Here is a 20,516-nt window from a genome sequence, read left to right as displayed (position 1 = left end):
CTGATTGTGGGCTGTCCGTCGCGGTGGGGTCAATGTTTCAGACCTGACCGGGCGGTCGGTTGTGACTCATGTCCGAATCCGGTCAACCGGGATCGGCCCCCTTCCGGTAGGATTCCTCCATGTCGATGCAAAACCCACCGAATCCCGCGGATGCGGCCGACTCCGGCGAAACCCGGCTGGATGATTTCCGACCGGTCCGCGAGCTCTACCCCACCATGGACCTCACCCGCGAGGTGGTGGACTTCGCCTTGTTCCAGGCCCTGCCCCTCGATCTGATGCTGAAGCACCACTTCGTGCCCGTGCAGGAGCGCGAGGGGGTCCTGTGGCTGGCCATGGCCGATCCGCTGGACATCCCCACCCAGGACATGCTCCGGCTGCGCCTCAAGCGCCCTTTGAGGTTTGCGGGCGCCCCCCTCGCCCAGATCCAGGAAGTGCTGAAGAAATCCGAAAGCGGCCAGAAGGTCATGGACGAGGCCGGCGAGGCCCTCAAGATCCAGGTGCTGCACGAGGAGGATCTGGACGACGAGGTGCTCGACCTCGAACGCCTGACGGACAAGGACGAGGCCCCCATCGTCCGCCTGGTGGACACGACCATCTTCAACGCCCTGCAGCGCCGGGCCTCGGACATCCACCTCGAGACGACCGCCACGGGCTTCCAGATCAAGTACCGCATCGACGGCAGCCTCTACCCCGCAGCCGAGCCCATCGACCGGCGCTTCGCCTCGCCCATCATCAGCCGCGTCAAGGTCATGTCCGAACTGGACATCGCCGAGAAGCGCAAGCCGCAGGACGGCCGCTTCAAGCTCAAGGTGCGGGGCCGGGCCATCGATTTCCGCGTGAGCATCATGCCCACCATCCACGGCGAGGATTCGGTGATCCGCATCCTCGACAAAGAGAACCTGACGGAAGAATTTCAGGCCCTGAGCCTGGAGATCCTCGGCTTTTCCGACCACGAGCTGAAGCGCCTGCGCCGCTTCGCCCGCGAGCCCTACGGCATGTTCCTCGTGACGGGCCCCACGGGTTCAGGCAAGACCACCACCCTCTACGCCGTGCTCAGCGAGATCAAGGCCCCCGAGGACAAGATCATCACCATCGAGGATCCGGTCGAGTACCAGCTCGAGGGCGTCACCCAGATTCCCGTCAACGAGAAGAAAGGTCTCACCTTCGCGCTGGGTTTGAGGTCCATCCTGCGCCACGATCCCGACAAGATCCTCGTGGGCGAAATCCGCGACCCCGAAACGGCCCAGATCGCCATCCAGTCGGCCCTCACGGGTCACCTGGTCTTCACCACCGTTCACGCCAACAACGTGCTGGACGTGCTGGGCCGCTTCCAGCACATGGGCGTCGAGGTCTACAACTTCGTCTCATCGCTGAACTGCATCCTCGCCCAGCGCCTCGTGCGTGTGCTCTGCCCCAAGTGCAAGCGGCCCGCCGCCAAGCCCACCCCGCAGGAGCTCGAAGAGAACGGCGTGGACGAGGCCTGGTTGCGCAGCGCCACCCTCTTCGATCGCGTGGGCTGCGTGGACTGCCACGGCACGGGCTTCCGCGGCCGCCAGGCCATCATCGAATTCATGGGCCTCAACGACGAGATCCGCGAGCTGCTGATCCAGCGCGCCCCCGTGCGCGAAGTGAAGGCAGCCGCGCGGCGCCACGGCATGCAGTTCCTCCGGGAGAGCGCCATCGAGAAGGTGCGGGCGGGGATTACGACCTTCGCCGAGATCAACAAGGTCACCTTCCGGGAAGGCGCCTAGAACCGCTAGCGCGCTTTCCGTGCGTGCGCGTAGAGGGCGGGCCACACCGCGGCCAGGGCCTCCTGCGCCAGGATCGGCAGCAGGGGCCGCCCACCGCCCTCCACCCAGAGCCGCTCGGCGCCGCGCAGGGCCGCCAGAGCCAGGTCCGCCTCGAGGCTGGCCACGCGCTCGCCCGCCAGGCTTGCGGCGCCCCAGCGGCGGAAGTGCTCCCGGAAGAGCGCGCGCCAGGCCTCGTCGAGTTCGGCCCGCCGCGCCCGCAGACGCGCTTCCCGCCCAATCAGGCTCAGGCGCCGCCGCCACAGCTCCGAATCCTCCTCCAGGTGCCGCGCCCAGCCCAGGGCGGCCTCCACCAGTCCCGCGGCGTCGAGGGCCTCGGAAAACCAGGTCCGGAGATCATCCTCGTCCAGGAAGAGCAGGTTCAGGGGCTGGGCTTCGAAGTCGCGGACATTCAAGCCAGTCCCGCGATCAGGCGGGGCGCTGCAGAGGGCCGTCAGACCTTCGGATTCGACCCGTTCCACCGCCCTCGCCAGCGCCACACGGCGCTGGGTGCGGGCACGATCCTGCCGGCGGTCCTTCATGCGATTTGATGAAAAAGGCACGGGATCAAAATCAGGCCCCCCGCACCAACTCCCGCTCCAGACTCTGCAGGCGCTTCAGGCGGGCGAAGGTGCCAGCCTGCCCGGCCAGGGCTTCGGGGCTGCCGAGCTGGATGGGCAGGCCTTCTTCCAGCACCAGCACGCGGGCGCAGGTTTCGGCGACGAAGACGCGATGCGTGGCCAGCACGAGTGTGGAGGTGCCCAGGAAGCCGCGCAGGTTCTCGAGGATGCGGCTTTCGGTTTCCGCATCCACTGCGGACAGCGCGTCATCCAGCAGCAGCAGGCGCGGGCGGCGCAGGAGGGCCCGCGCGAGGGCCGTGCGCTGGCGCTCGCCGCCGCTGAGGATCACGCCCCGTTCGCCCACCACCGTGTCCAGGCCATCGGGCAGGCGCCGGATCAACTCATCCATGGCCACCACCCGGGCGATCTCCCAGATCTCTTCTTCCGTGGCATCGGGACGGCCCATGGCCAGGTTGACGCGAAGCGTGTCCGAGAAGAGGAAGGCCTCCTGGGGCACCCAGCCGAGGCCCGCCCAGTGGCGGCGGAGCGTGGCGTGGGACAGCGGTTCGCCGTCGACGAGCATCCGGCCCGACTGGGGTTCCCGCAGGCCCGCCAGCACCTGCAGCAGCAGCGTCTTGCCCGAACCGATGCCGCCCACCACCGCCAGGCTGTCGCCGGGCGTCAGGTGGAGATCGAGGGGACCGAGCCCGCGTCCCGTCTCGAACCGGTGGCTCAGGCCCTCCAGGCTCAGAGACACCGGAATGTCGGGAAGGGCGATGGGGTCGGCGGCCGGGAGCGCCGGTTCGGGGCTGTGGACCAACTGATCCAGGCGCTCCTGGCCGGCTTTGGCGCGCTGGAAGAGGTTCGCCGACCAGCCCAGGCTCATCATGGGCCAGGCGAGGGCCACGAGGAATCCTGTGAAGGCCGTCAGGTCTCCCAGGGTCAGCTTGCCGTGCACGACGAGGTTGCCGCCGTAGGAGACGAGGACCAGCGCGGACATGCCACCGATGAGGGCTGAGAGCGGCGCGTAGGCGCTGAAGATCACCGACTGCTTCATGCTGAGCATGGCGTGGCGGCGGCTGAGGGTCCCGAATTGCGCCACCCGCGCCTCTTCGAGGCCGAAGGCCTGCACCACCCGCTCACCGCTGATGGTCTCGTGGCTGAAGGTCGAGAGGGCCGAGAAGGCCAGCTGCAGCTTCTGCTGCACCATGTGGCTCCACTTCCCGATGACGTAGAAGCCCAGGGCCAGAAACGAGAACGGCAGCATGACGGCCAGCGTGAGCCGCCAGCTGGTATGGAACATCAGCCCCAGCGTCACCGGCAGGATCGACAGCACCTGCAGGAAGCTCATGAGCCCGGGCCCCGTGGCCATGCGCACCGTACCCACGTCGTCGCCCACGCGCGACATGAGGTCGCCCACGCGCTGCCGCTCGTAGAACGCGAAGGGGCGCGAGAGCAGGTAGCTGTAGAGCGACTCGCGCTGTTCCCGCTCCACCTCGCGGCTGAGTCCGATGAGGGTGTTACGCATGAGGTAGCGGCCGATGCCGGCGGCGACCGTGAAGCCCAGCATCCAGCCCAGGAAGACCCGCGATCCGTGCCAATCCTGGCGTTCCAGCGCGTTCACCGCGCGGCCCGACCAGTAGGGCACCACCGAGGCCGCCACGCTGCACCAGACCGTGGCCGTCAGGCCCCAGTAGAGGGTGCGCCGGTGTCGCGCCATCAGCGGCCACCACCACCACAGTTTCGAATTCGAAAGATCCGCCAAGCGGGCCTCCAGGCAATCAGAGTAGCAACACCAATCCTCCCTCGGTGCCAGGAAGCATCTTCCTCGGAAGCGCGGGCCGGCGCATCCTAGAGGAAATTCAGGGATTCCAAACCATGCGCGACATGCTCCTCGCATTCGGCCTGATCGTCTTCTCGGCCCTGACACCCCTTCCACTCGCCGCCCAGATGGTCGAGGAGTCCCTGGCCCGGGATCCGGGTCCACTCGATTTCATCGAAGGCGAGGGCTACGAGCAGTGGATCCTGCAATCCCTGTCGGGGGACGCCCTGGTGGGCCTCGCGCCGGACGGCCGGCTCGTGCCCCGCTTGGCGATGAGTTGGAAGGTCCTGAAGGACGGCCGCGTCCAGTTCGCGCTGCGGACCGACGCCCACTACACGGATGGCAGTCCCGTCGGCGCGGAGGACGTGCTTTGGACGCTGCGCGAACTGCTGCGCGATCCCAAGGCCAGCCCCACGAAGCGGGCCATTCTCGAGGGCGCCGAAGCGGGCGTCGAAAACGGCCGTCCCTGGGTGCGCTCACCCAAGCCCATCGGACGCCTGCTTATGGAACTGGCCCGCGTGCCCATCGCGCAACAGGGCCATCCGGACCGCGGCTCGGGCCCCTTCGCCTTCCGCAAAGAGCCCGGCGCCTGGGTCTTCACGCGCCGCGACCACTTCCTGAAACCTCGCATCGAAGGCATCCGCTTCCGCCTGCTGCCCGATGCGGCCGGCGTCATGGCCGCGCTCCAGAAGGGATGGCTGAGCCTCGGCGCCCCGGCCACGCGGCGACAGACCGAGGTGCCGCAGACCCACCGCCTGGTGACCCAGCCCATGCAGGCCCAGCTGGTGGTATGGAGCCATGTGGGTGTGGGGCCCCTCCAGTTGCTGGAGCGCTGGCGCAGGGACGCCTTCCCGCCCCAGCTCCTCGCCCTCAATGGCCACCCAAGCCGTGGCCTGTGGCCGGAGACCCTCGGCTTCGAACCCCAGGCCATCGCCGCGAACTCGGCGGCCCCCAAGGGCCCCGGCCTGCTCCGCCTGCTCTATCCCGCCGGGGATGAAACGGTGGAGAAACTCCTCCTGGCCCTGCGCGAACGCGCCCGGCGGGATGGGTTCGACATCCAGTTGACGCCCCTCGAACAAGGGCTGCTGGTGGGGCGCCTTCAACAGGGGGATTTTCAGCTGGCCTGCTCCCTCGTGGTCTTCGATCCTCATCCATGGGCGGTCATGGAGTATCTGGAACCGAAGGGCCCCATGAACTTCACAGGCTGGACCCATCCCCGCCTTGCGGAACTCAGCGCCCAGGCCCAGCAGCCGGGAGACACAGCCTGGCGCGAGCTCCAAAGCCTCTGGGCCAAGGCGCCCGCTGCCCTGCCCTTGGTGGATTTCCAAAGCGTGATCTGGGTGGACAGGCGACTGCAGGTGGAACCGAGCCCCCTGGGCCTCTACTTCCACACCCCGGGGGCCGCCGGGTGGCGCTGGAACGCACGGTGAAGAGCACCTTCTGGCGGATGGCCCCGGGGTGGATGGTCTGGGTTTCCGGACTCGGTCTTGCCTTGGCCCTTCCCGGATCCACCTGGAAATCCGCCACCCCGCCCCTCTTCCCCTGGGAAGCCCTCGGGCCCTCCCTCCTAGCCGTGGCCGCTCTGTCCTTCCTGGCGCCGCTGTTGGCCTGGCGGGGTGGCCCCGACCTGGCGAGACACCGATCCCTCGCCCTTCTGGAGGCGCCGCCCGACCTGATGTGGGCGGCCCTGCTCTTGGCCCTTTGGCCATCAGCCTGGGGCCCTCCAGGCCTCGGCGGATGGCTGGCGGCCTTCCTGCTCGCATCCCTTCCCAGCGAGGTCCGGTGGCTCGCGCAGGCGATCCCCGCCGAGCATCCCTTCCCGCAGGCCTGGGGGAGCGCGGCGGTGCGGCGGGTCCGGCACCTGGCGCTGACACGTCTTTGGGGCCGCTGGGTCGCTGCACGTCTGCCCATCTGGCTCACGGCCACCCTGGTGCTGGAGCGGGTTCTCGGAGTGCCGGGCCTCGGCACCGACTGGATGACTCGCGTGGCCCTGCGGGACCGGGCGGGGCTGACGGTATGGATCCTCGCCCTGGCCCTGCTCTGGGCCCTGTCGCAGACCTGGGACCCGGAGGTCTCATGAGGTGGCGCCTCGCCTTTCTCGGGGCGCTGCTGATTCCCGACCTGGCCCTGGATCCCTTCCGCGGCGGGTTGACCGCCACCCTCCGACATCCCCTGGGAACGGATGATCTTGGGCGGGACGCGCTGTTGCGGCTGGCACTGGCAGCTGCACGCAGTCTGGGGTTCGCCAGTGCCTGCGCCTTGCTGGCCCTCTCGCTCGGTCTCCTGCTGGCCTGGTACGGCGGGAGGCTGCGCAGCGCCTGGTCCGCCCTTCGCAGCCTCCCGCCCCTGCTCTTCCTGCTGCCCCTCGCCGCCCTCCTCGGTGGGCTTTCACCTTTGCCCCTGGGGCTGCTGCTGGGCCTGCTCATCGCCCCCCATCTGGAGCCTCCCCTGCGCACGCGGCTGGAATGGTTCCGTCATTCGCCCGCCTGGGCGGCGGAGCGCACCCTCGGCGCGACCTGGCCTTCGACATTGCGGCGCTGGTCCCCCTGGGGCTGGCAGCAGGCCGCGGCGCTCTTCCCCGGCGCCTGGATCGCGGCCCTCTGGGGCGAGGCGACCTTGTCGGCCCTGGGACTCGGGCCCGGCCCAGGTCACGACAGCCTTGGCCGCCTGCTGGCCGAAGAACTGCCGCGCCTCGGATCGGATCCTTCACCCTTGGCCTGGGCGGCCCTGGCGGTGGTGCTGCTCCTGGCCTGGGTCTCCGCGCCCGGGCGCGCGGAGTGATCGGGCCGGGACCATGTCCCCCGCCGCCAGAACCCGCGCTAACCTGGGGATATGAGCCCCCTCCTCGGACACCCCATTCCCGCTTTCTCCCTGCAGGACGACCAGGGCACCACCGTCACGGCCAAGGATTTCAAGGGCCACTGGACCGTGCTCTACGCCTACCCCAAGGACAGCACTCCCGGCTGCACGACGGAGGCCTGCGACTTCCGCGACAACCTCGCCCGCGTGCAGTCCCTGGGCGCCCAGGTCTACGGCATCAGTCGCGACAGCCTGAAGAGCCACACGAACTTCATCGCCAAGCAGAACCTCCCCTTCCGTCTGCTCTCTGATCCCGACACGGCCCTGCTCAAGGCCCTGGGCGCCTTCGGCAAGAAGATGATGTACGGCAAGGAAGTGGAGGGCATCATCCGCAGCACCTTCCTCGTGGACCCCAAGGGCATCATCCGCCACGTCTGGCCCAAGGTCAGCGTGAAGGGCCACGTGGCGGAGGTGATCGAGATCCTGGCGGGTCTATCCAAATAAGGGCGCTGCGATTCGCGTCCTGAAAGAACAAAGATTTAACCGCGAATGACGCGAAAGGCTTGCATTGCAAGCCACGCGAATGGGGTCGCTGGGGGACCAAGCCGCGGCGGAAATCGTTTGGACCGCAGATCAGGACACCGTCCATTCGTGTGCATTCGCGCCATTCGCGGTTCAGATTTTTATCGCTTCGAGTACCGAGGCGATCATCCAGCCATGATGCTGAAGCCGCCGTCGACGTAGAGCGTCTGGCCGGTGATGCCGCGGCCCATGTCGCTGAGCAGGAACACGCCGGCATCGCCCACTTCCAGTTGATCCGTGTCCTTCTGGAGCGGCGTGTGGGAGCGGTGGGCCTTGAGCTTGGAGCCGATGCCCGGAATGGCCGAAGCCGCCAGGGTCTTGATGGGGCCGGCTGAAATGGCGTTCACGCGGATGCCTTGGGGGCCCAGATCCGAGGCGAGGTAGCGCACACAGGCTTCCAGGCTGGCCTTGGCGACACCCATGACGTTGTAGCCGGGTACCACCCGTTCCGCCCCGAGGTAACTGAGGGTCACGATGGAGCCACCTTCGGCCATGAGAGGCTGGGCCGCGTGACAGACGGCGGCCAGGGAGTAGGCGCTGATGTCATGGGCCACGCGGAAATCCTCGCGGCTGGTGTCGACGAAGCGGCCTTCCAGGGCCTGGCGCGGCGCATAGGCCACCGAGTGCACGAGGAAGTCGATCTTCCCCCACTTCTTGCGGATCTCGTCGAAGGCCATGACGATCTGGCTGTCGCTGCCCACGTCCATCATCTGAAGGTGGGGATTCTTCAGTTCGGCGGCCAGTTCGCGGACGTTCTCGCCCAGGCGCTCATTCTGATAGGTGAGGCAGAGTTGGGCGCCGGCCTCATTCGCCCGCTGGGCGATGCCCCAGGCGATGGACCGCTTGTTCGCCACGCCGATGATCAGGCCCCGCTTCCCTTCGAGCAAGCCACCCTTGGCCACCATGCGATCTCCTTTAGAGTCTTGTTCTAACAAGCACTTAGCATACCGTAAAATCACGTTCCCAGACTATACCCAGGGTAAAGACAGCTCCTGCCCGGATCGGGCTGGCCGCTTCCCTTACACTGGCTGATCCTGACTCGTTCAGGTTCCAACGAGGCCATCGTGATCTTCGCACCTGCGATCTTCCTCGCCCACGTCCAGCTCCAGAGTCCGGCCTATCGCGCGGATCTGGATGCGGGCCGCTACCTCAAGGTGATGGCCGAAACGGAACAGCGGCTCCGCCAGGATCCGAACGATGCGCTGGCCTTGGCCGCCAGATCCCAGGCCCTCTGCAGCCTCATGCGGTTCGCCGAGGCCCTGGCGGCGGCGGATCGCGCGGTCGCGCTTCGGCCGGGCCTGGCCGAAGCGCTGCTGGCGCGGGGCCTGGCCCGGGCCGGCGAAGCCATCCGGCAACGCAACCTCAGCGGCCTTCGCAAGGCCCTGAATGCCATGGACGACCTCCGCGCCGCCACTGCGGCGGATCCAACGTTGGCCTCCGCCTGGACCAGCCTCGGGCTGGCCTACGAGATGCTGCCGGGCCTACTTGGAGGATCGACCAGCAAGGCCCTGCAATGCGCCAGCTCTCTGCGCGCGCTCAATCCCGCCCGGGGCGACCTCCTGCAGGCCCTCATTCTCGTGGAGGAAGACCGGTGGAAGGAGGCCGAACCCTATTTCGGCCGTGCCCTCGCCCTGGCTCCCCAGGATCCGGAAGTGGTGGGCCAATGGCTGGACGCGCTGGACAGCCGCCCCGCCCGGAAAGCGCTCGGTGAAGCCGCAAAGAACGCCCGCCTGCTATCCGAAGCCGCTCGCCTGCTGCCGAGCGTGCGCAGCCGCGCCCAGGGCGTCATCGCCGTCAGCGATGCCTACGTGCATGCCGGCCAACCCGAAACGGCCTGGAAGGTGCTGCAGGATCATCTCCACCAGGTGGAAGCCCCCAGCCTCGTCCGCCAGCAGCTCGGCAAGGTTTCCGCCCTCAGTGGCACCCACCTCCAGGAGGGCCTGGCCGCCCTCGACCAGGTGCTGCGGGAACCCCTGGAGGGCGGCTCCTCCGGCTACCCCGGCACCTGGTGGCGCAAAGGCCAGATCCTCCACCGCCTCGGCCGCAACGACGAGGCCCGCCGTGCCGCCCAGGAAACCCTCAAGCTCGATTCGAAACACCGGGGGGCGAGGGAGTTGCTGGAGAAGCTGGATCGTTCCTGAGTCCTACAGGATCAGCAGAATGACCTCCCCGGAAGCGGCCCGGACGCGCGGCGGCAACACGCTGCCCCATTACGTCAATTCGCCCAGAATTATCGGGGTTTTTAACCAAACCGGATGGAATCCCAAATTCTCTAAATTCAATGTGCAAGACGATTTGATCCTTTTCTTGAGCTTTGGCATAGGCCTTGATATCTTTCCGTGCGGCCACCGCCCACAAGGAGATCTCCATGAAGAACCAGAAGGGCTTCACCCTCATCGAGCTGCTGCTCGTGCTCGCCATCATCGGCATTATCAGCGCCATCGCGCTGCCGGCCCTGCTCGGACAGCGCGCCCGTGCCCGCGACAAGACGGCCATCCAGGGCTCCATCGGCCGCATCGGTGATCTGGTCGGTCAGTACGACAAGGCCAAGGAAATGATCGCCAACGGCGATACCGGCACCATCAAGGGAATCATGGATTCCTACCTCAGCACCGCCGTCAGCTCCAAGGATCTGAACCCCTGGGGCACGGCTTCCACGGATCTGATCTTCGTGTCCGCGATCGACACCACCTCCATCACCGCTGCCACCGACAAGTCCGACTTCGACTCGAAGCTTGTTACGGCCATGGCTGGGAAGACCATCGGCCAGGGTCAGGCCTACCTGCAGCCCCCCACGGCCACCGTTCCTGGATTCGTGGGCGTCGGCGTCGTGCTCAACGGCAAGGATTCCGCCGGCAAGAACATGATTCAGATCAAGTCCGTCGCGGTCGAGTAACCATCTCGCACCTGTGGGTACCGAGTAGAAGGGGAGGCGCATGCCTCCCCTTCTTTTTTGTTTGTCTCGCCTTCTGAAGATCCCATACCCGGTTCTGTCGCTCCTTCGAACGGATCCCGCCTGGCACAGTTCCAGCCATGTGGGCGCCTCACAGTTAGGCTACGTCTGAGCCCGATTGTGATTGCCCGCCTCTCTCCATTGCCAAGGTCATCCACGTGGACGATCTCCCGTTTCCGAGGTGGAAATCAGATCCAGGCGCGGCCCAGCCAGTTCATTTTGATGACTACCCTGGCAATCCGCGAATTCCCCAGCGTTTTCCCCTTGAGCACTCAAATTTGAGGGACCTATTCAACCACCCGTAGGGCTAGGACTTTAGCCTTCGAAAGCATCACCACGGAACGTGACCGCTTTTTTCAAGCCACGAACGAAACTCAGCTTCGTTTCAAGGCGAACACGGCCATCTCTGAATCTAAATAGACTGGGGGACCGAGGAGTTGCCGGTACATGGCGAACAGGGCTCGAAGCAGGCCCGGCGGGTAGGTGCTCGGAAAGGCCAAATGGCGGTGCAACAAAAGGTGAGTGGCGCCGCTGCGGCTGATCGCCGTGGGATCCGTGAGGTCCACAAGTGACGACAAACCCTTCCGCTTCCCACTGGGAATCGGGCTGAGCACCTGATCGATGTAGGTGTTCCCGTAGATCATGCCGGGTACGGCGGAGGGTGCCTCCGGGAAGAGGGGCGCGTAGCCGATCAGGACGGGGCGGTGGTGGACGCGTTGATAGAAGTAGAATGGGTTTCGGTGGTCACCCGCCATCATCGGAAACTCGATGATTGGGCCCGTCCCCTCGCGGGCGAGTTCCAGATAATACGGGGGGATGTCTCCAACCTTCACGGTCCGTTTGGCCACCGCCACGGGCCTCAGTTCGCTGTCCAGAGACTCGGAGCGATCTTCCTGGGTGTGGAACTGGAAGTAGACGGTCTGCGCGGTGAAGGAATTCGGGAACCTGAAAAGCTCAGGCAGGGGTCCCGTCCAGAAACCAGCGAGGAGGATGACCGCTCCCAGCCCCCCTGCCAACCGAGCCGAGTTCCGCCCGAATGAGGCGCAGGCCGCCAATCCCCTAGCCACCAGCAGCAGAAAGACCGGGACGCACACGATGCTGTACCGGGTCAGGACGACGGGAGCATCGATGGAGCGCGGATGGAGGACCACCCCGGCCAGGAGGTGTGCAGGAATGCAGAGCACCAGGATCAGCGCGAAGGGCGGATTCTCCCTGAACAGGCGAAAGGCTCCCCAGATGGCGAGCCCGCCGATGGCCATCGCCAGGGCCAGGTTATGGGTCCCTGCCACCAGTTTGAAGGACAGAAGCAGGGTCCTCAAAGTCAGATGCCCCTGCCCCGCCACTTGGCCCAGGCTCGTCCGCATGGAATCCAGGGTCGGCCAGCCCATGAGTATCAGCGCGCCCACCAACAGGAAGGTTGCGGTCTGAGCGACCTCAGTTAAGTGGACCTGGCAGACCGAGGAAGGCCCGGAAGCCTGGTCTCGCTTCCGGAGTGCGAATAGGCCTCCAACGCCGAGTGGCAGGCAGACGGCCACCGCGGCAAAGAGGTGAAATTCAACCGCCGCCAGGCTAGTGGCGAAGTAGATCCAGCGCATCCGCTTCTGCCCCGTGGAGAGCCAGAGCCCGCCGGCCACCAACGCAGCGAAGGTCAGCAGGGCAGTCGGGCTGTAGGGACGAAAGACTCGACTGTACAGCACCAGGAGGGGTGAGCAAGCCAGCAGCCACTGGAACCAGGTGGCCGTAGTCCGGTCCGTCAACCGGGTCAGGGGGCGACGAAACACGAGGAGCATCGCCAGGCCAGCCACAATGGACGGAAGCCTCAGCAGCCATTCGTGCAGACCGATGGTATTCAGCAGCACCTTCCCATAGACATTCAGGGGGATGCAGGTGGCTCCCGGAATGGAGAAGTGCATGGTGAGCCAGGCGAGGTTTTTCCCGACGATGAAATGAAGCCCGTGCCACTCGTCATCGAGCAGGGGTTGGCCCCAGACCTGGACCAGACGAAGCAGGACTCCCGTGAGCACGGCCAGCACGGAGAGCCGAGGCCAATCGCGGGTGACCTCTGCCACACGCGACCAGCCACCCCGCCTGGCTCGTCCTGGAAGAGAATCCGCCACCCCTCCCTGCCCTTGAACCGGCAGAGTCGTGGAAGGCGATTCGGCAATCCGGGAAGGCGCAGCCTCGTTCATCCTTGGGATCCGGCCTTAGCCGTGGGCGTGAGGCTTCGCAGCGTCTGGACGGTCAGGGTCGGATCCGCACGCTCAAGCTTGTCGAGCCCCTGGGACAACCACGGGGAATCCGGCTTCTCGGTCCGGATGCGTTCGATGATATGACGTGCCTCCTCCGGACGATGATTCCCCAGGAAGGCCATCCCCAGATTGAACAACTGTTCCGGGTCGGCAGGTTTCATGGCCCAGACCTTGTCCAATTGCCGATTACCCTCGTCCTGGCGACCTGCCTCGTAGAGCAGGCGTCCGTAAACCACGCCCGCATAGAAGGATTTCGGGTCCCGCCCCAGGGCAACCTCCGTGGCCTTCAAGGCTTCCGGGAGCTGTTGGCGCGATAGGAGGATGAGGGCCCAGTCCACCTGCGAAGTGACAGGATTCACCCGGTCGGAGGCCGTACCAGCGGCGTCGGGAAGGTGCATGATCCGTTCGACGAAGGGGGCGGCCTCCTCATACTTCCCGATCCTCGTCAGCAGGTGGCCGAGGCCCTGGTTCACGCCCAGGAATCCAGGTTTCAACTCGTAGGATTTCCGGTAGAAGACTAGGGCCCGATCGTACTTCCCCAGCAGTTCCAGGACGTAGCCAACCCGATAATGGGCAAGATAGAGAGACGTGGAATACTTCAAGCCCTGGGAATAGGCCGCCTGCGCGTTTTCGAGTTGCCCCAGCTTGAGGTACTCATCCCCGATGTTCAGGAGCGCCACGGGGTTTTCAGGATCCATGGTGAGGGCATAGGAAAACAACCGAAGGTTGTCGCGCCAGATCTGGGTCTGGGCTGCCGTCAGTGTGGCCATCCCTCCCAGGAAACAGGCTGACACGCCCAGGACGGCAACGCGGGGAACCCTCCAGCGGTAAATAAACTCTTCAGCGAGGAAGGCCAATGCGATGAACACGCCGATCAGGGGGACATAGGTGTAGCGATCAGCATGGGACTGCCCACCCACCTGGATGATCCCGACCACCGGCAGCAAGGTGACCAGGTACCACAGCCATCCCACCGCCAGATAGGGCCGCCGGCGGAGGTTGAGGGCGCACACGGCTGTGATGAGGGCCAGGCCGAGGGAGGCGCCGACGATGTGAAACACGGGATGGAAATCCCAGCTGATGGGATAGAAGGCGCTGAGTTTGTCTGGCCAGACCATCTGGCGGAGGTAGACGAAGATCGCTCCCAGAGAGTTGCTGAGCCGCTGATGAGCGGGCAGGCTACTCAGGCTGGACATGGCCCCCACAGTCTTCTGGATCAGGATGGTCAGGATCCCGAACGCAGCCGAAAGAGCAAAGAGCGGGAGTTTCTCCACCAGCAGTTTCCAGGCCTCCCTGGACCAGAGCGCCTTGAAGCCCCGGTTGGCAAGATCCAGCCGCTGGAGCGGCCAGGCATCGAGCAGAAGCAGGATCACCGGCAAGGTCACCAGCATGCTCTTGGAGAGCAGGCCGAGGAAGAAGAGCAGGAGCATCCAGAAGTAGCCCAGCTTCGAGGGCCGTTCGACCCACCGCACGTACGCCCAGGACGTCAGGATCCAGAAGAGCGTGCTGAGGACATCCTTCCGCTCGGCGATCCACGCCACGCTTTCGACGTGCAGAGGATGGAGGGCGAAGAGCAGCGCCACGCCAGCGCTGGGCCAGGCCGAAGCCGTGATGCGCCGCAGGAAGTAGAAGAGAAGGACGCTGTTGAGAACGTGAAGGAAGAGGTTGGCCAGATGATGACCACCTGCCCAGGTTCCGAAGAGGGACACACAGGCCGCATGGGAAAGCCAGACGAGGGGGATGTAATTCCCCTCTGGTCCGGAACTGAATGCATATCGCAGGGTTTCCCAATTCAATCCTTTGAGGATGACGGGATTGTTGGATACGTAGACCGGATCATCAAAGGTCACGAAATCCGCCCAGCCCACTTGCAGGTAGACCCCCACGGTCAGGAGGACGATGGCCACTGCAATCCAGGTCACCTGTGTCGTCGTCAGAATCCGGGAACCCGCTGGAGACGCAGCCGATCCCCCGACGTCCCCTTTCGCGCCATCAGTGTCCAGGCTCATCATGGTCAGACCCCCTCAGAAGGTGCGGGTTTGCGGGGAAAGAGAGGGTCTGAGCCGAACCCCATGCGCGCCAGTCGAAACCTTAGCGCCGTACCGAGGCACCCGAAGCCGTACTGGACACTGCGCACGAAATTGATGGATGAGGCCTCCGGAAAATACTTGGTCGGGCAGGTAATCTCGGCGATGGTCAAACGATTCCAGACCGCCTGGGCCAGGAACTGGTTATCGAACATGAAGTCATCGCTGTAACGCTCAAAATCCAACTGTTCCAGGGCCTCCCTCGAGTAGGCGCGGTACCCGGTGTGATACTCGGACAACTTGGCGCCGATCATGAGGTTTTCAATCAGGGTCAGGCCCCGGTTTGCAATGTATTTCCACCAGGGCATCCCATTTTTGAGGGCGTATCCCCCCAGGATCCTTGACGCCAGCACACAGGGGTAGAGTCCCTGGGCAATGATGGACGCCATGGCCGGAATGAGTTTGGGTGTGTACTGGTAGTCCGGGTGAACCATGATGACGATGTCCGCCCCCTCCTTGAGGGCCAGCCGGTAGCACGACTTCTGGTTGCCGCCGTAGCCGCAATTTTTCTCGTGTACGTGGACCAGCGTGGACGGCAGGGAGCGGGCGATCGACACCGTCTCGTCCCGGCTCGAATCGTCGACGAGAATGACGAGGTCGACGATGCCGTGCGACATTACTTCATCGTAGGTTTTTCTCAAAGTGAGGGCCGCGTTATAAGCCGGCATGACGACGACAATTTTTTTTCCATCAAGCATGAAAATCCCTTCTAGTCCTTCAGATACACTCAAGCCGGCCGGGCAAAGGCGGAGGTTTGATCCCTAAATCAATGGCCCGATCGATTTGATTTTCAATGTCGGCGTTTCGTCAAATAGACGCATGCCCTACCGACAGACGGGCCCCTTTAGATCAAGCAAGAAGCCCACGCCTGTTATTTGTTATAAACGGTATTCAAAGTGATGGCCCCACTCTGATTGGCCGTCAGCACCTGGGCGTCGCCGAGCACGGGATCCGTAATCGTCATGTTGTAGGTGATGCCTCCAGCGAGCACTTCAACGCTGAAATTCATCTGGCTGGATCCCTTGGGGATGAACGTCGGGGCAAGGTCCGTGGACGGACGGGTCCCATCGGACTTCCAGAGGTAGGTCCCGGCGGTGCCGTAGATTCCCGTTTCAGCCTTCCGGGATTCCAGCGCCATCATCAGTACGTTGGCATTGCTGCGGGCGTCACCGATGACCCGTGCCCGCCGGCGCTGGCCAAGAAAACTCGGAATGGCGATGGCGCTAATGATGCCAAGGATGGCCAGAACCAGAAGCAATTCGATGAGACTGAAGCCTTTTGTCCGCTTGGCCTGAGATGACACATGAACCTCCAGGAATGCGAGGATTGTTGCAAGAATCGTGCAATCAATCCTTGCCCATCACGTTCGCCATATTGAAGATCGGCATGTACATGGCGACCACGATGAATCCGATGATGCCGCCCAGGACGCCGATCATCGCGGGCTCCATCAGGCTGGTGAGGTTGGCCACGGCGTTATCCACTTCGTCTTCGTAGAAATCAGCCACCTTGGCCAGCATGGCATCCAGGGCACCCGTGGCCTCACCCACTCCCACCATCTGGACCACCATGGGGGGAAACACCTTGGTCTCCGCCAGGGGGGTGCTGATGTTGCGGCCCTGCTCCACGGCGTCCTTTGATTTGAGGATCGCATTCTGGATGACCATGTTCCCGGCGGTACGGGCCGTGATATCCATGCCTTCGAGGATGGGAACGCCAGAGCTGATGAGGGTACCGAGCGTTCGGCAGAATCGGGCCACGGCCACCTTCCGTAGGACGTCGCCGAGGATCGGAAGCTTCAGGAGGAAGGCATCGATCTGGAGGCGTCCCTGGGGCGTCTTGTAATACTGGCGCAAGCCGAACACCACCAGGATCGTGGCCAGCACGATGAGCCAGCTGTAGTTGATGAGCGCATTGGAAATGCCCATGCAGATCAGGGTCGGGTAGGGAAGCTTGGCCCCCATGCCTTCATACATGGCCGAGAACACGGGGATCACCTTGATCATGATGATGACCACCACGGTGATGGCGATGCTGATGACGGCGATGGGATAGGTCATCGCGCCCTTGACCTTGGAGGTGAGCTTGACGGCCTTTTCGATGTACCCGGACAGGCGCTGCAGGATGATGTCCAGAATGCCGCCGCTCTCGCCGGCACCCACCATGTTCACGTAGAGGTCGTTGAAGGCCTTGGGGTGCTTGGACAGGGCCGCCTGCAAGGTGGATCCCTTTTCCACATCGTCCCGGACGGCTTCGATGATGCGCTGGAAGCCCTTGTCCTGCTGCTGGGCCCCCAGGATCTCCAGGCACTGAACCAGGGGCAGGCCCGCATCGATCATCACACTGAACTGGCGGGTGAAAATGGCCAGTTCCTTGGCCTTCACCTTGCCCCAGGACTTGGTCCCTTCGGCGGCCATCACCCGGATGTTCATGACCTCGATGCCGTTGCGCTTCAACGTGTTGGCGGCGGCATCGCGGGAATCGGAGACCAGGACTCCTTCCTGGATCTCCCCCATTCGATTCTTGCCTTTCCATGCATATGCGGGCATGCGGACCTCAGCGAGCAGCGGGAACGAGTGGTGACTTCAGGATAGGCAGGAAAACCCCCATAGAGAAGTGCTAGGTGTACTTGATGTTGGGATTCCGCCCCCCCAGAACGGGACTTGTGGGCTGGGCCGGTGCGCTCGCGCGTCCGCCCGCCGCCCCTAGACCCACACCACGATTGATGAGTTCACGGAGTTCATCGGTGTTGGAGGAATATTCAAAAGCCTGTTCCTGGGTGATTTCCTTTCGCATGACCAGGTCCGAAAGGCTCTGATTGAAGGTCTGCATCCCGTATTTCGATTGGCCCGACTGCATGACACCGTAGATCTGGTGGATCTTATCCTCACGGATGAGGTTCCGGATGGCGGGATTGGGAATCATGATCTCAAGAGCGAGGGCCCGTCCCTTGCCGCTGGCCTTGGGGATGAGGCTCTGACACACGACGCCTTCGAGCACCAGGGAGAGCTGGGCCCGGATCTGCGGCTGCTGATGGCTGGGGAAGACGTCGATGATGCGGTTGATGGTCTGCACCGTGCTGTTCGTGTGCAGGGTACCGAAGGTGAGGTGGCCCGTCTCCGCGATGGTCAAGGCCGATTCAATGGTCTCCAGGTCGCGGAGCTCACCCACGAGCACCACGTCCGGATCCTGGCGCAGGGCGGAGCGCAGGGCCTTCTTGAAACTGTGGGTGTCCGCGTGGATCTCGCGCTGATTCACCAGGGCCCGCTTGTGCTTGTGCACGTACTCGACCGGATCCTCGATGGTGAGGATATGCACCGGCTCCTCGGTGTTGATCTTGTCCACCATGGCGGCCAGGGTCGTGGATTTGCCGGAACCCGTCACGCCCGTCACCAGCACCAGTCCGCGCGGCTTGTCGCAGAGCCCCTGGATGGACGGCGGCAAGCCCAGCTGATCGAAGCTCCGGATCTGTTCGGGAATGGTTCGGAACACGCCGGCGGTGGCGCCCCGTTGGTTGAACACATTCGCGCGGAAACGGGCCACGCCTTGAAGGCCGAAGGAGAAGTCCACTTCGAGATCTTCCTCTAGGCGGTGCTTCTGCTGATCCGTCATCACGCCGTAGCAGAGCCAGCGGGTCTGGGCTGCATCCAACGGCGGCAGCTTGAGGGGCACCATGCGCCCATCGATGCGGATCTGCGGCGCCGTTTCCGTGGTGATGTGGAGGTCGGTGCCTCCGTATTCCACCATGGTCTTGAGCAGCTGCTGGAGGGGGGCCACATAGTTGGCGCCGATTTCGCTCACGATCTACCTCGCCTAAAGAACGGTCTCTCGGATGATCTCTTCGATCGTGGTGACGCCATCCAGCACCTTGCGGCAACCGGAGCGGCGGAGGGTGATCATGCCTTCCTTCTGTCCCTGCTCCCGGATCTCGATGGCCGACGCGCCCGTGAGGATCATGTCCTTGAGGGTTTCGGACATCTCCAGCACTTCGTAGAGACCCACGCGGCCCTTGTACCCCCGCTTGTTGCAGGTATCGCAGCCCACGGGCTTGTAGAAGGTAATGCCCCGCTGCACTTCTTCCGGCGTGAAGCCCACCTTGTAGAGCGCTTCCTCCGGCTGATGATGGGAATCCACCACCTTGCAGTTGTTGCAGAGGCGGCGCACCAGCCGCTGGGCGCAGATGATGTTCACGGAGGTGGCCACCAGGAAGGGTTCCACGCCCATGTTCATGAGGCGATTGATGGTGCTCGGCGCATCGTTGGTGTGCAGGGTGGAGAGCACCAGGTGGCCCGTGAGGCTCGCCTTGATGGCGATCTCGGCCGTTTCGAAGTCGCGGATCTCGCCCACGAGAATGATGTTGGGGTCCTGGCGGAGGAAGGAACGCAGGGCGGCTGCGAAATTCAGCCCGATCTGCTCTTTCATCTGCACCTGGTTGATCCCGGGGAAATTGAATTCCACCGGATCCTCGGCCGTCATGATGTTCGTGTCGACCGTGTTGAGCTTGGCGATGGATGAATACAGCGTGTTCGTCTTGCCGGATCCCGTGGGCCCCGTCACCAGCACCATGCCGTAGGGCTTCGAGATCTGGCGGTCCCATCGCTCCAGGCTTTCGGGTTCGAAGCCGAGCTTGGTGAGGTCCAGCATGAGCTTGTCGCTGTCCAGCAGCCGCAGCACGATCTTTTCGCCGAAGAGCGTCGGCAGGATGCTCACGCGGTAGTCGATGACCTTCTGTTTGCCGCCCATGTTGACGCGCAGCTTGATGCGGCCGTCCTGGGGCAGGCGCCGCTCGGCGATGTTGAGCTTGGCGAGGATCTTCACGCGCGAGGTCAGCGGATCCTTCAGCTTGAGGTTGGGCCGCATGACCTCCATGAGGATGCCGTCGATGCGGAACCGGATGCGGTAGTTCTTCTCGTAGGGCTCGATGTGGATGTCCGAGGCGCCACGCTTGATGGCGTCGATGAGCACCATGTTCACGAGCTTCACCACCGGCGCGTCTTCGCTGCCCCGCTTCAGGCTTCCGACGTTGACGCTGTCCTCGTCCTCATCCGCCGCGTCGAACTCCGCATCGGCGTCGAGTTCCTGCTCCAGTTCCGCCAGATCGATGTGTTCGTCCTCGTCACTGAAGGTGCTTGTCCCCCCTGACGTGGTCGTGGGTCCACTGGCCGCCGGGCCCGATCCCTGGGAACCGGCCGCCCGCGTGCCGTCGGCCAGGCGCACGGCGCTGGCACCCCCGTAGTACTTTTCAACCGCCCGGGCGAGCCCCATTTCGCTGGAGACGACGGGATCCACGTTGTAGCCCGTGTGGAAGCGCACATCATCCATGGCGAAGATGTCCGTGGGGTCGGACATGGCAAGGGTCAGGACATTCCCCGTGCGCTGGAGGGGCAGCACCTTGTGGCGCTGGGCCAGGTCTTTGGGGATCAGGGCGATGACGGCCGGGTCGATGGGAGGCCACTGCTCCAGGTCCGCCGCGGGCACCCCGTACTGCATGCCCAGGAAGCTCACGATGTCCTGATCCGAGCAAAATCCGGCTCTCGCCACGATGCTTCCGAGCTTGCCGCCTTCCCTGCGCTGGATTTTGATGACTTCATCCAGCTGGGCATCGGTGATGAGCTGGGCCTTGACGAGCATTTCCCCGAGCTTGCTGACCACGTGCTGCCTCCAGATTGGGGTGAAG

General features: G+C 64.2%; 17 protein-coding genes. 7 read left to right on the top strand and 10 right to left on the bottom strand.

Going from position 1 to position 20,516, the window contains the following annotated elements:
• Window positions 1-119: 119 nt before the first annotated feature.
• The gene (locus tag QSJ34_RS00260) at window positions 120-1,751 is read left to right on the top strand and encodes a GspE/PulE family protein (RefSeq protein ID WP_285568757.1); all 1,632 of its coding nucleotides are present in this window, start codon (window positions 120-122) and stop codon (window positions 1,749-1,751) included.
• A gap of 5 nt (window positions 1,752-1,756) precedes the next feature.
• Here QSJ34_RS00260 and QSJ34_RS00255 read toward each other — a convergent pair whose 3' ends face one another.
• Complete coding sequence (locus QSJ34_RS00255) at window positions 1,757-2,329, bottom strand: acyl-CoA-like ligand-binding transcription factor (RefSeq protein ID WP_285568756.1); 573 nt, start codon at window positions 2,327-2,329, stop codon at window positions 1,757-1,759.
• 31 nt (window positions 2,330-2,360) lie between these two features.
• A complete protein-coding gene (locus tag QSJ34_RS00250) occupies window positions 2,361-4,067 on the bottom strand; it encodes an ABC transporter ATP-binding protein (RefSeq protein WP_285568754.1) in 1,707 nt (568 codons plus the stop codon).
• Between the two features lie 158 nt (window positions 4,068-4,225).
• Between QSJ34_RS00250 and QSJ34_RS00245 the strand changes: the two genes are divergently transcribed.
• The 4 genes from QSJ34_RS00245 to QSJ34_RS00230 are packed head-to-tail and all read left to right on the top strand — an operon-like array spanning window position 4,226 to window position 7,472.
• The gene (locus tag QSJ34_RS00245; RefSeq protein WP_285568751.1) at window positions 4,226-5,599 is read left to right on the top strand and encodes an ABC transporter substrate-binding protein; all 1,374 of its coding nucleotides are present in this window, start codon (window positions 4,226-4,228) and stop codon (window positions 5,597-5,599) included.
• On the top strand, window positions 5,578-6,249 hold the full coding sequence (locus QSJ34_RS00240; RefSeq protein WP_285568749.1) for a hypothetical protein: 672 nt from the start codon (window positions 5,578-5,580) through the stop codon (window positions 6,247-6,249). Before QSJ34_RS00245 ends, QSJ34_RS00240 begins: the two co-directional genes overlap by 22 nt.
• Window positions 6,246-6,950, top strand: coding sequence for a hypothetical protein (locus tag QSJ34_RS00235; protein WP_285568746.1), 705 nt, complete (start codon window positions 6,246-6,248; stop codon window positions 6,948-6,950). Before QSJ34_RS00240 ends, QSJ34_RS00235 begins: the two co-directional genes overlap by 4 nt.
• Before the next feature lie 51 nt (window positions 6,951-7,001).
• On the top strand, window positions 7,002-7,472 hold the full coding sequence (locus tag QSJ34_RS00230) for a peroxiredoxin (protein WP_285568742.1): 471 nt from the start codon (window positions 7,002-7,004) through the stop codon (window positions 7,470-7,472).
• 203 nt (window positions 7,473-7,675) lie between these two features.
• Here QSJ34_RS00230 and QSJ34_RS00225 read toward each other — a convergent pair whose 3' ends face one another.
• Entirely contained in the window at window positions 7,676-8,455 is a 780-nt protein-coding gene (locus QSJ34_RS00225; protein ID WP_285568739.1) for an enoyl-ACP reductase FabI, read from the bottom strand.
• A 159-nt stretch (window positions 8,456-8,614) separates the two neighbouring features.
• On the opposite strand from QSJ34_RS00225, the gene QSJ34_RS00220 reads away from it, so the two are divergent.
• The gene (locus QSJ34_RS00220; protein WP_285568736.1) at window positions 8,615-9,691 is read left to right on the top strand and encodes a tetratricopeptide repeat protein; all 1,077 of its coding nucleotides are present in this window, start codon (window positions 8,615-8,617) and stop codon (window positions 9,689-9,691) included.
• Between the two features lie 227 nt (window positions 9,692-9,918).
• Window positions 9,919-10,446 (top strand): type II secretion system protein, encoded by a 528-nt coding sequence (locus QSJ34_RS00215; protein WP_285568734.1) that lies wholly within the window; start codon window positions 9,919-9,921, stop codon window positions 10,444-10,446.
• Window positions 10,447-10,877: 431 nt separating this feature from the next.
• Here QSJ34_RS00215 and QSJ34_RS00210 read toward each other — a convergent pair whose 3' ends face one another.
• The 7 genes from QSJ34_RS00210 to pilB all read right to left on the bottom strand — a co-directional run bounded on the left by QSJ34_RS00210 (window position 10,878) and on the right by pilB (window position 20,491).
• A complete protein-coding gene (locus QSJ34_RS00210; RefSeq protein ID WP_285568731.1) occupies window positions 10,878-12,572 on the bottom strand; it encodes a hypothetical protein in 1,695 nt (564 codons plus the stop codon).
• Window positions 12,573-12,688: 116 nt separating this feature from the next.
• Window positions 12,689-14,674: a tetratricopeptide repeat protein gene (locus QSJ34_RS00205; protein ID WP_285568729.1), complete on the bottom strand. Its 1,986-nt coding sequence runs from the start codon at window positions 14,672-14,674 to the stop codon at window positions 12,689-12,691.
• Between the two features lie 92 nt (window positions 14,675-14,766).
• On the bottom strand, window positions 14,767-15,537 hold the full coding sequence (locus QSJ34_RS00200) for a glycosyltransferase family 2 protein (protein WP_285568726.1): 771 nt from the start codon (window positions 15,535-15,537) through the stop codon (window positions 14,767-14,769).
• A gap of 173 nt (window positions 15,538-15,710) precedes the next feature.
• Window positions 15,711-16,142 carry a type IV pilin protein gene (locus QSJ34_RS00195; protein ID WP_285568723.1) on the bottom strand — a complete coding sequence of 144 codons (432 nt, stop codon included), beginning with the start codon at window positions 16,140-16,142 and terminating at the stop codon, window positions 15,711-15,713.
• A gap of 43 nt (window positions 16,143-16,185) precedes the next feature.
• Window positions 16,186-17,388 (bottom strand): type II secretion system F family protein, encoded by a 1,203-nt coding sequence (locus QSJ34_RS00190; RefSeq protein ID WP_285568721.1) that lies wholly within the window; start codon window positions 17,386-17,388, stop codon window positions 16,186-16,188.
• 70 nt (window positions 17,389-17,458) lie between these two features.
• Complete coding sequence (locus QSJ34_RS00185; RefSeq protein WP_420798814.1) at window positions 17,459-18,616, bottom strand: type IV pilus twitching motility protein PilT; 1,158 nt, start codon at window positions 18,614-18,616, stop codon at window positions 17,459-17,461.
• Between the two features lie 36 nt (window positions 18,617-18,652).
• Entirely contained in the window at window positions 18,653-20,491 is a 1,839-nt protein-coding gene (gene pilB / locus QSJ34_RS00180; RefSeq protein ID WP_285568717.1) for a type IV-A pilus assembly ATPase PilB, read from the bottom strand.
• Window positions 20,492-20,516 lie beyond the last annotated feature (25 nt).

This window comes from Geothrix limicola (assembly GCF_030268085.1).
GTDB lineage: Bacteria > Acidobacteriota > Holophagae > Holophagales > Holophagaceae > Geothrix > Geothrix limicola.
The sequence above is the reverse complement of the archived record's forward strand: the minus strand, read 5'-3'. Positions and strand labels throughout refer to the sequence as shown.

Coding starts and splice junctions, on each gene's coding strand:
- QSJ34_RS00255 (WP_285568756.1), bottom strand. CDS start 2,329: ATGAAGGACCGCCGGCAGGATCGTGCCCGCACCCAGCGCCGTGTGGCG.
- QSJ34_RS00215 (WP_285568734.1), top strand. CDS start 9,919: ATGAAGAACCAGAAGGGCTTCACCCTCATCGAGCTGCTGCTCGTGCTC.
- QSJ34_RS00230 (WP_285568742.1), top strand. CDS start 7,002: ATGAGCCCCCTCCTCGGACACCCCATTCCCGCTTTCTCCCTGCAGGAC.
- QSJ34_RS00225 (WP_285568739.1), bottom strand. CDS start 8,455: ATGGTGGCCAAGGGTGGCTTGCTCGAAGGGAAGCGGGGCCTGATCATC.
- QSJ34_RS00250 (WP_285568754.1), bottom strand. CDS start 4,067: ATGGCGCGACACCGGCGCACCCTCTACTGGGGCCTGACGGCCACGGTC.
- QSJ34_RS00245 (WP_285568751.1), top strand. CDS start 4,226: ATGCGCGACATGCTCCTCGCATTCGGCCTGATCGTCTTCTCGGCCCTG.
- QSJ34_RS00190 (WP_285568721.1), bottom strand. CDS start 17,388: ATGCCCGCATATGCATGGAAAGGCAAGAATCGAATGGGGGAGATCCAG.
- QSJ34_RS00260 (WP_285568757.1), top strand. CDS start 120: ATGTCGATGCAAAACCCACCGAATCCCGCGGATGCGGCCGACTCCGGC.
- QSJ34_RS00235 (WP_285568746.1), top strand. CDS start 6,246: ATGAGGTGGCGCCTCGCCTTTCTCGGGGCGCTGCTGATTCCCGACCTG.
- QSJ34_RS00200 (WP_285568726.1), bottom strand. CDS start 15,537: ATGCTTGATGGAAAAAAAATTGTCGTCGTCATGCCGGCTTATAACGCG.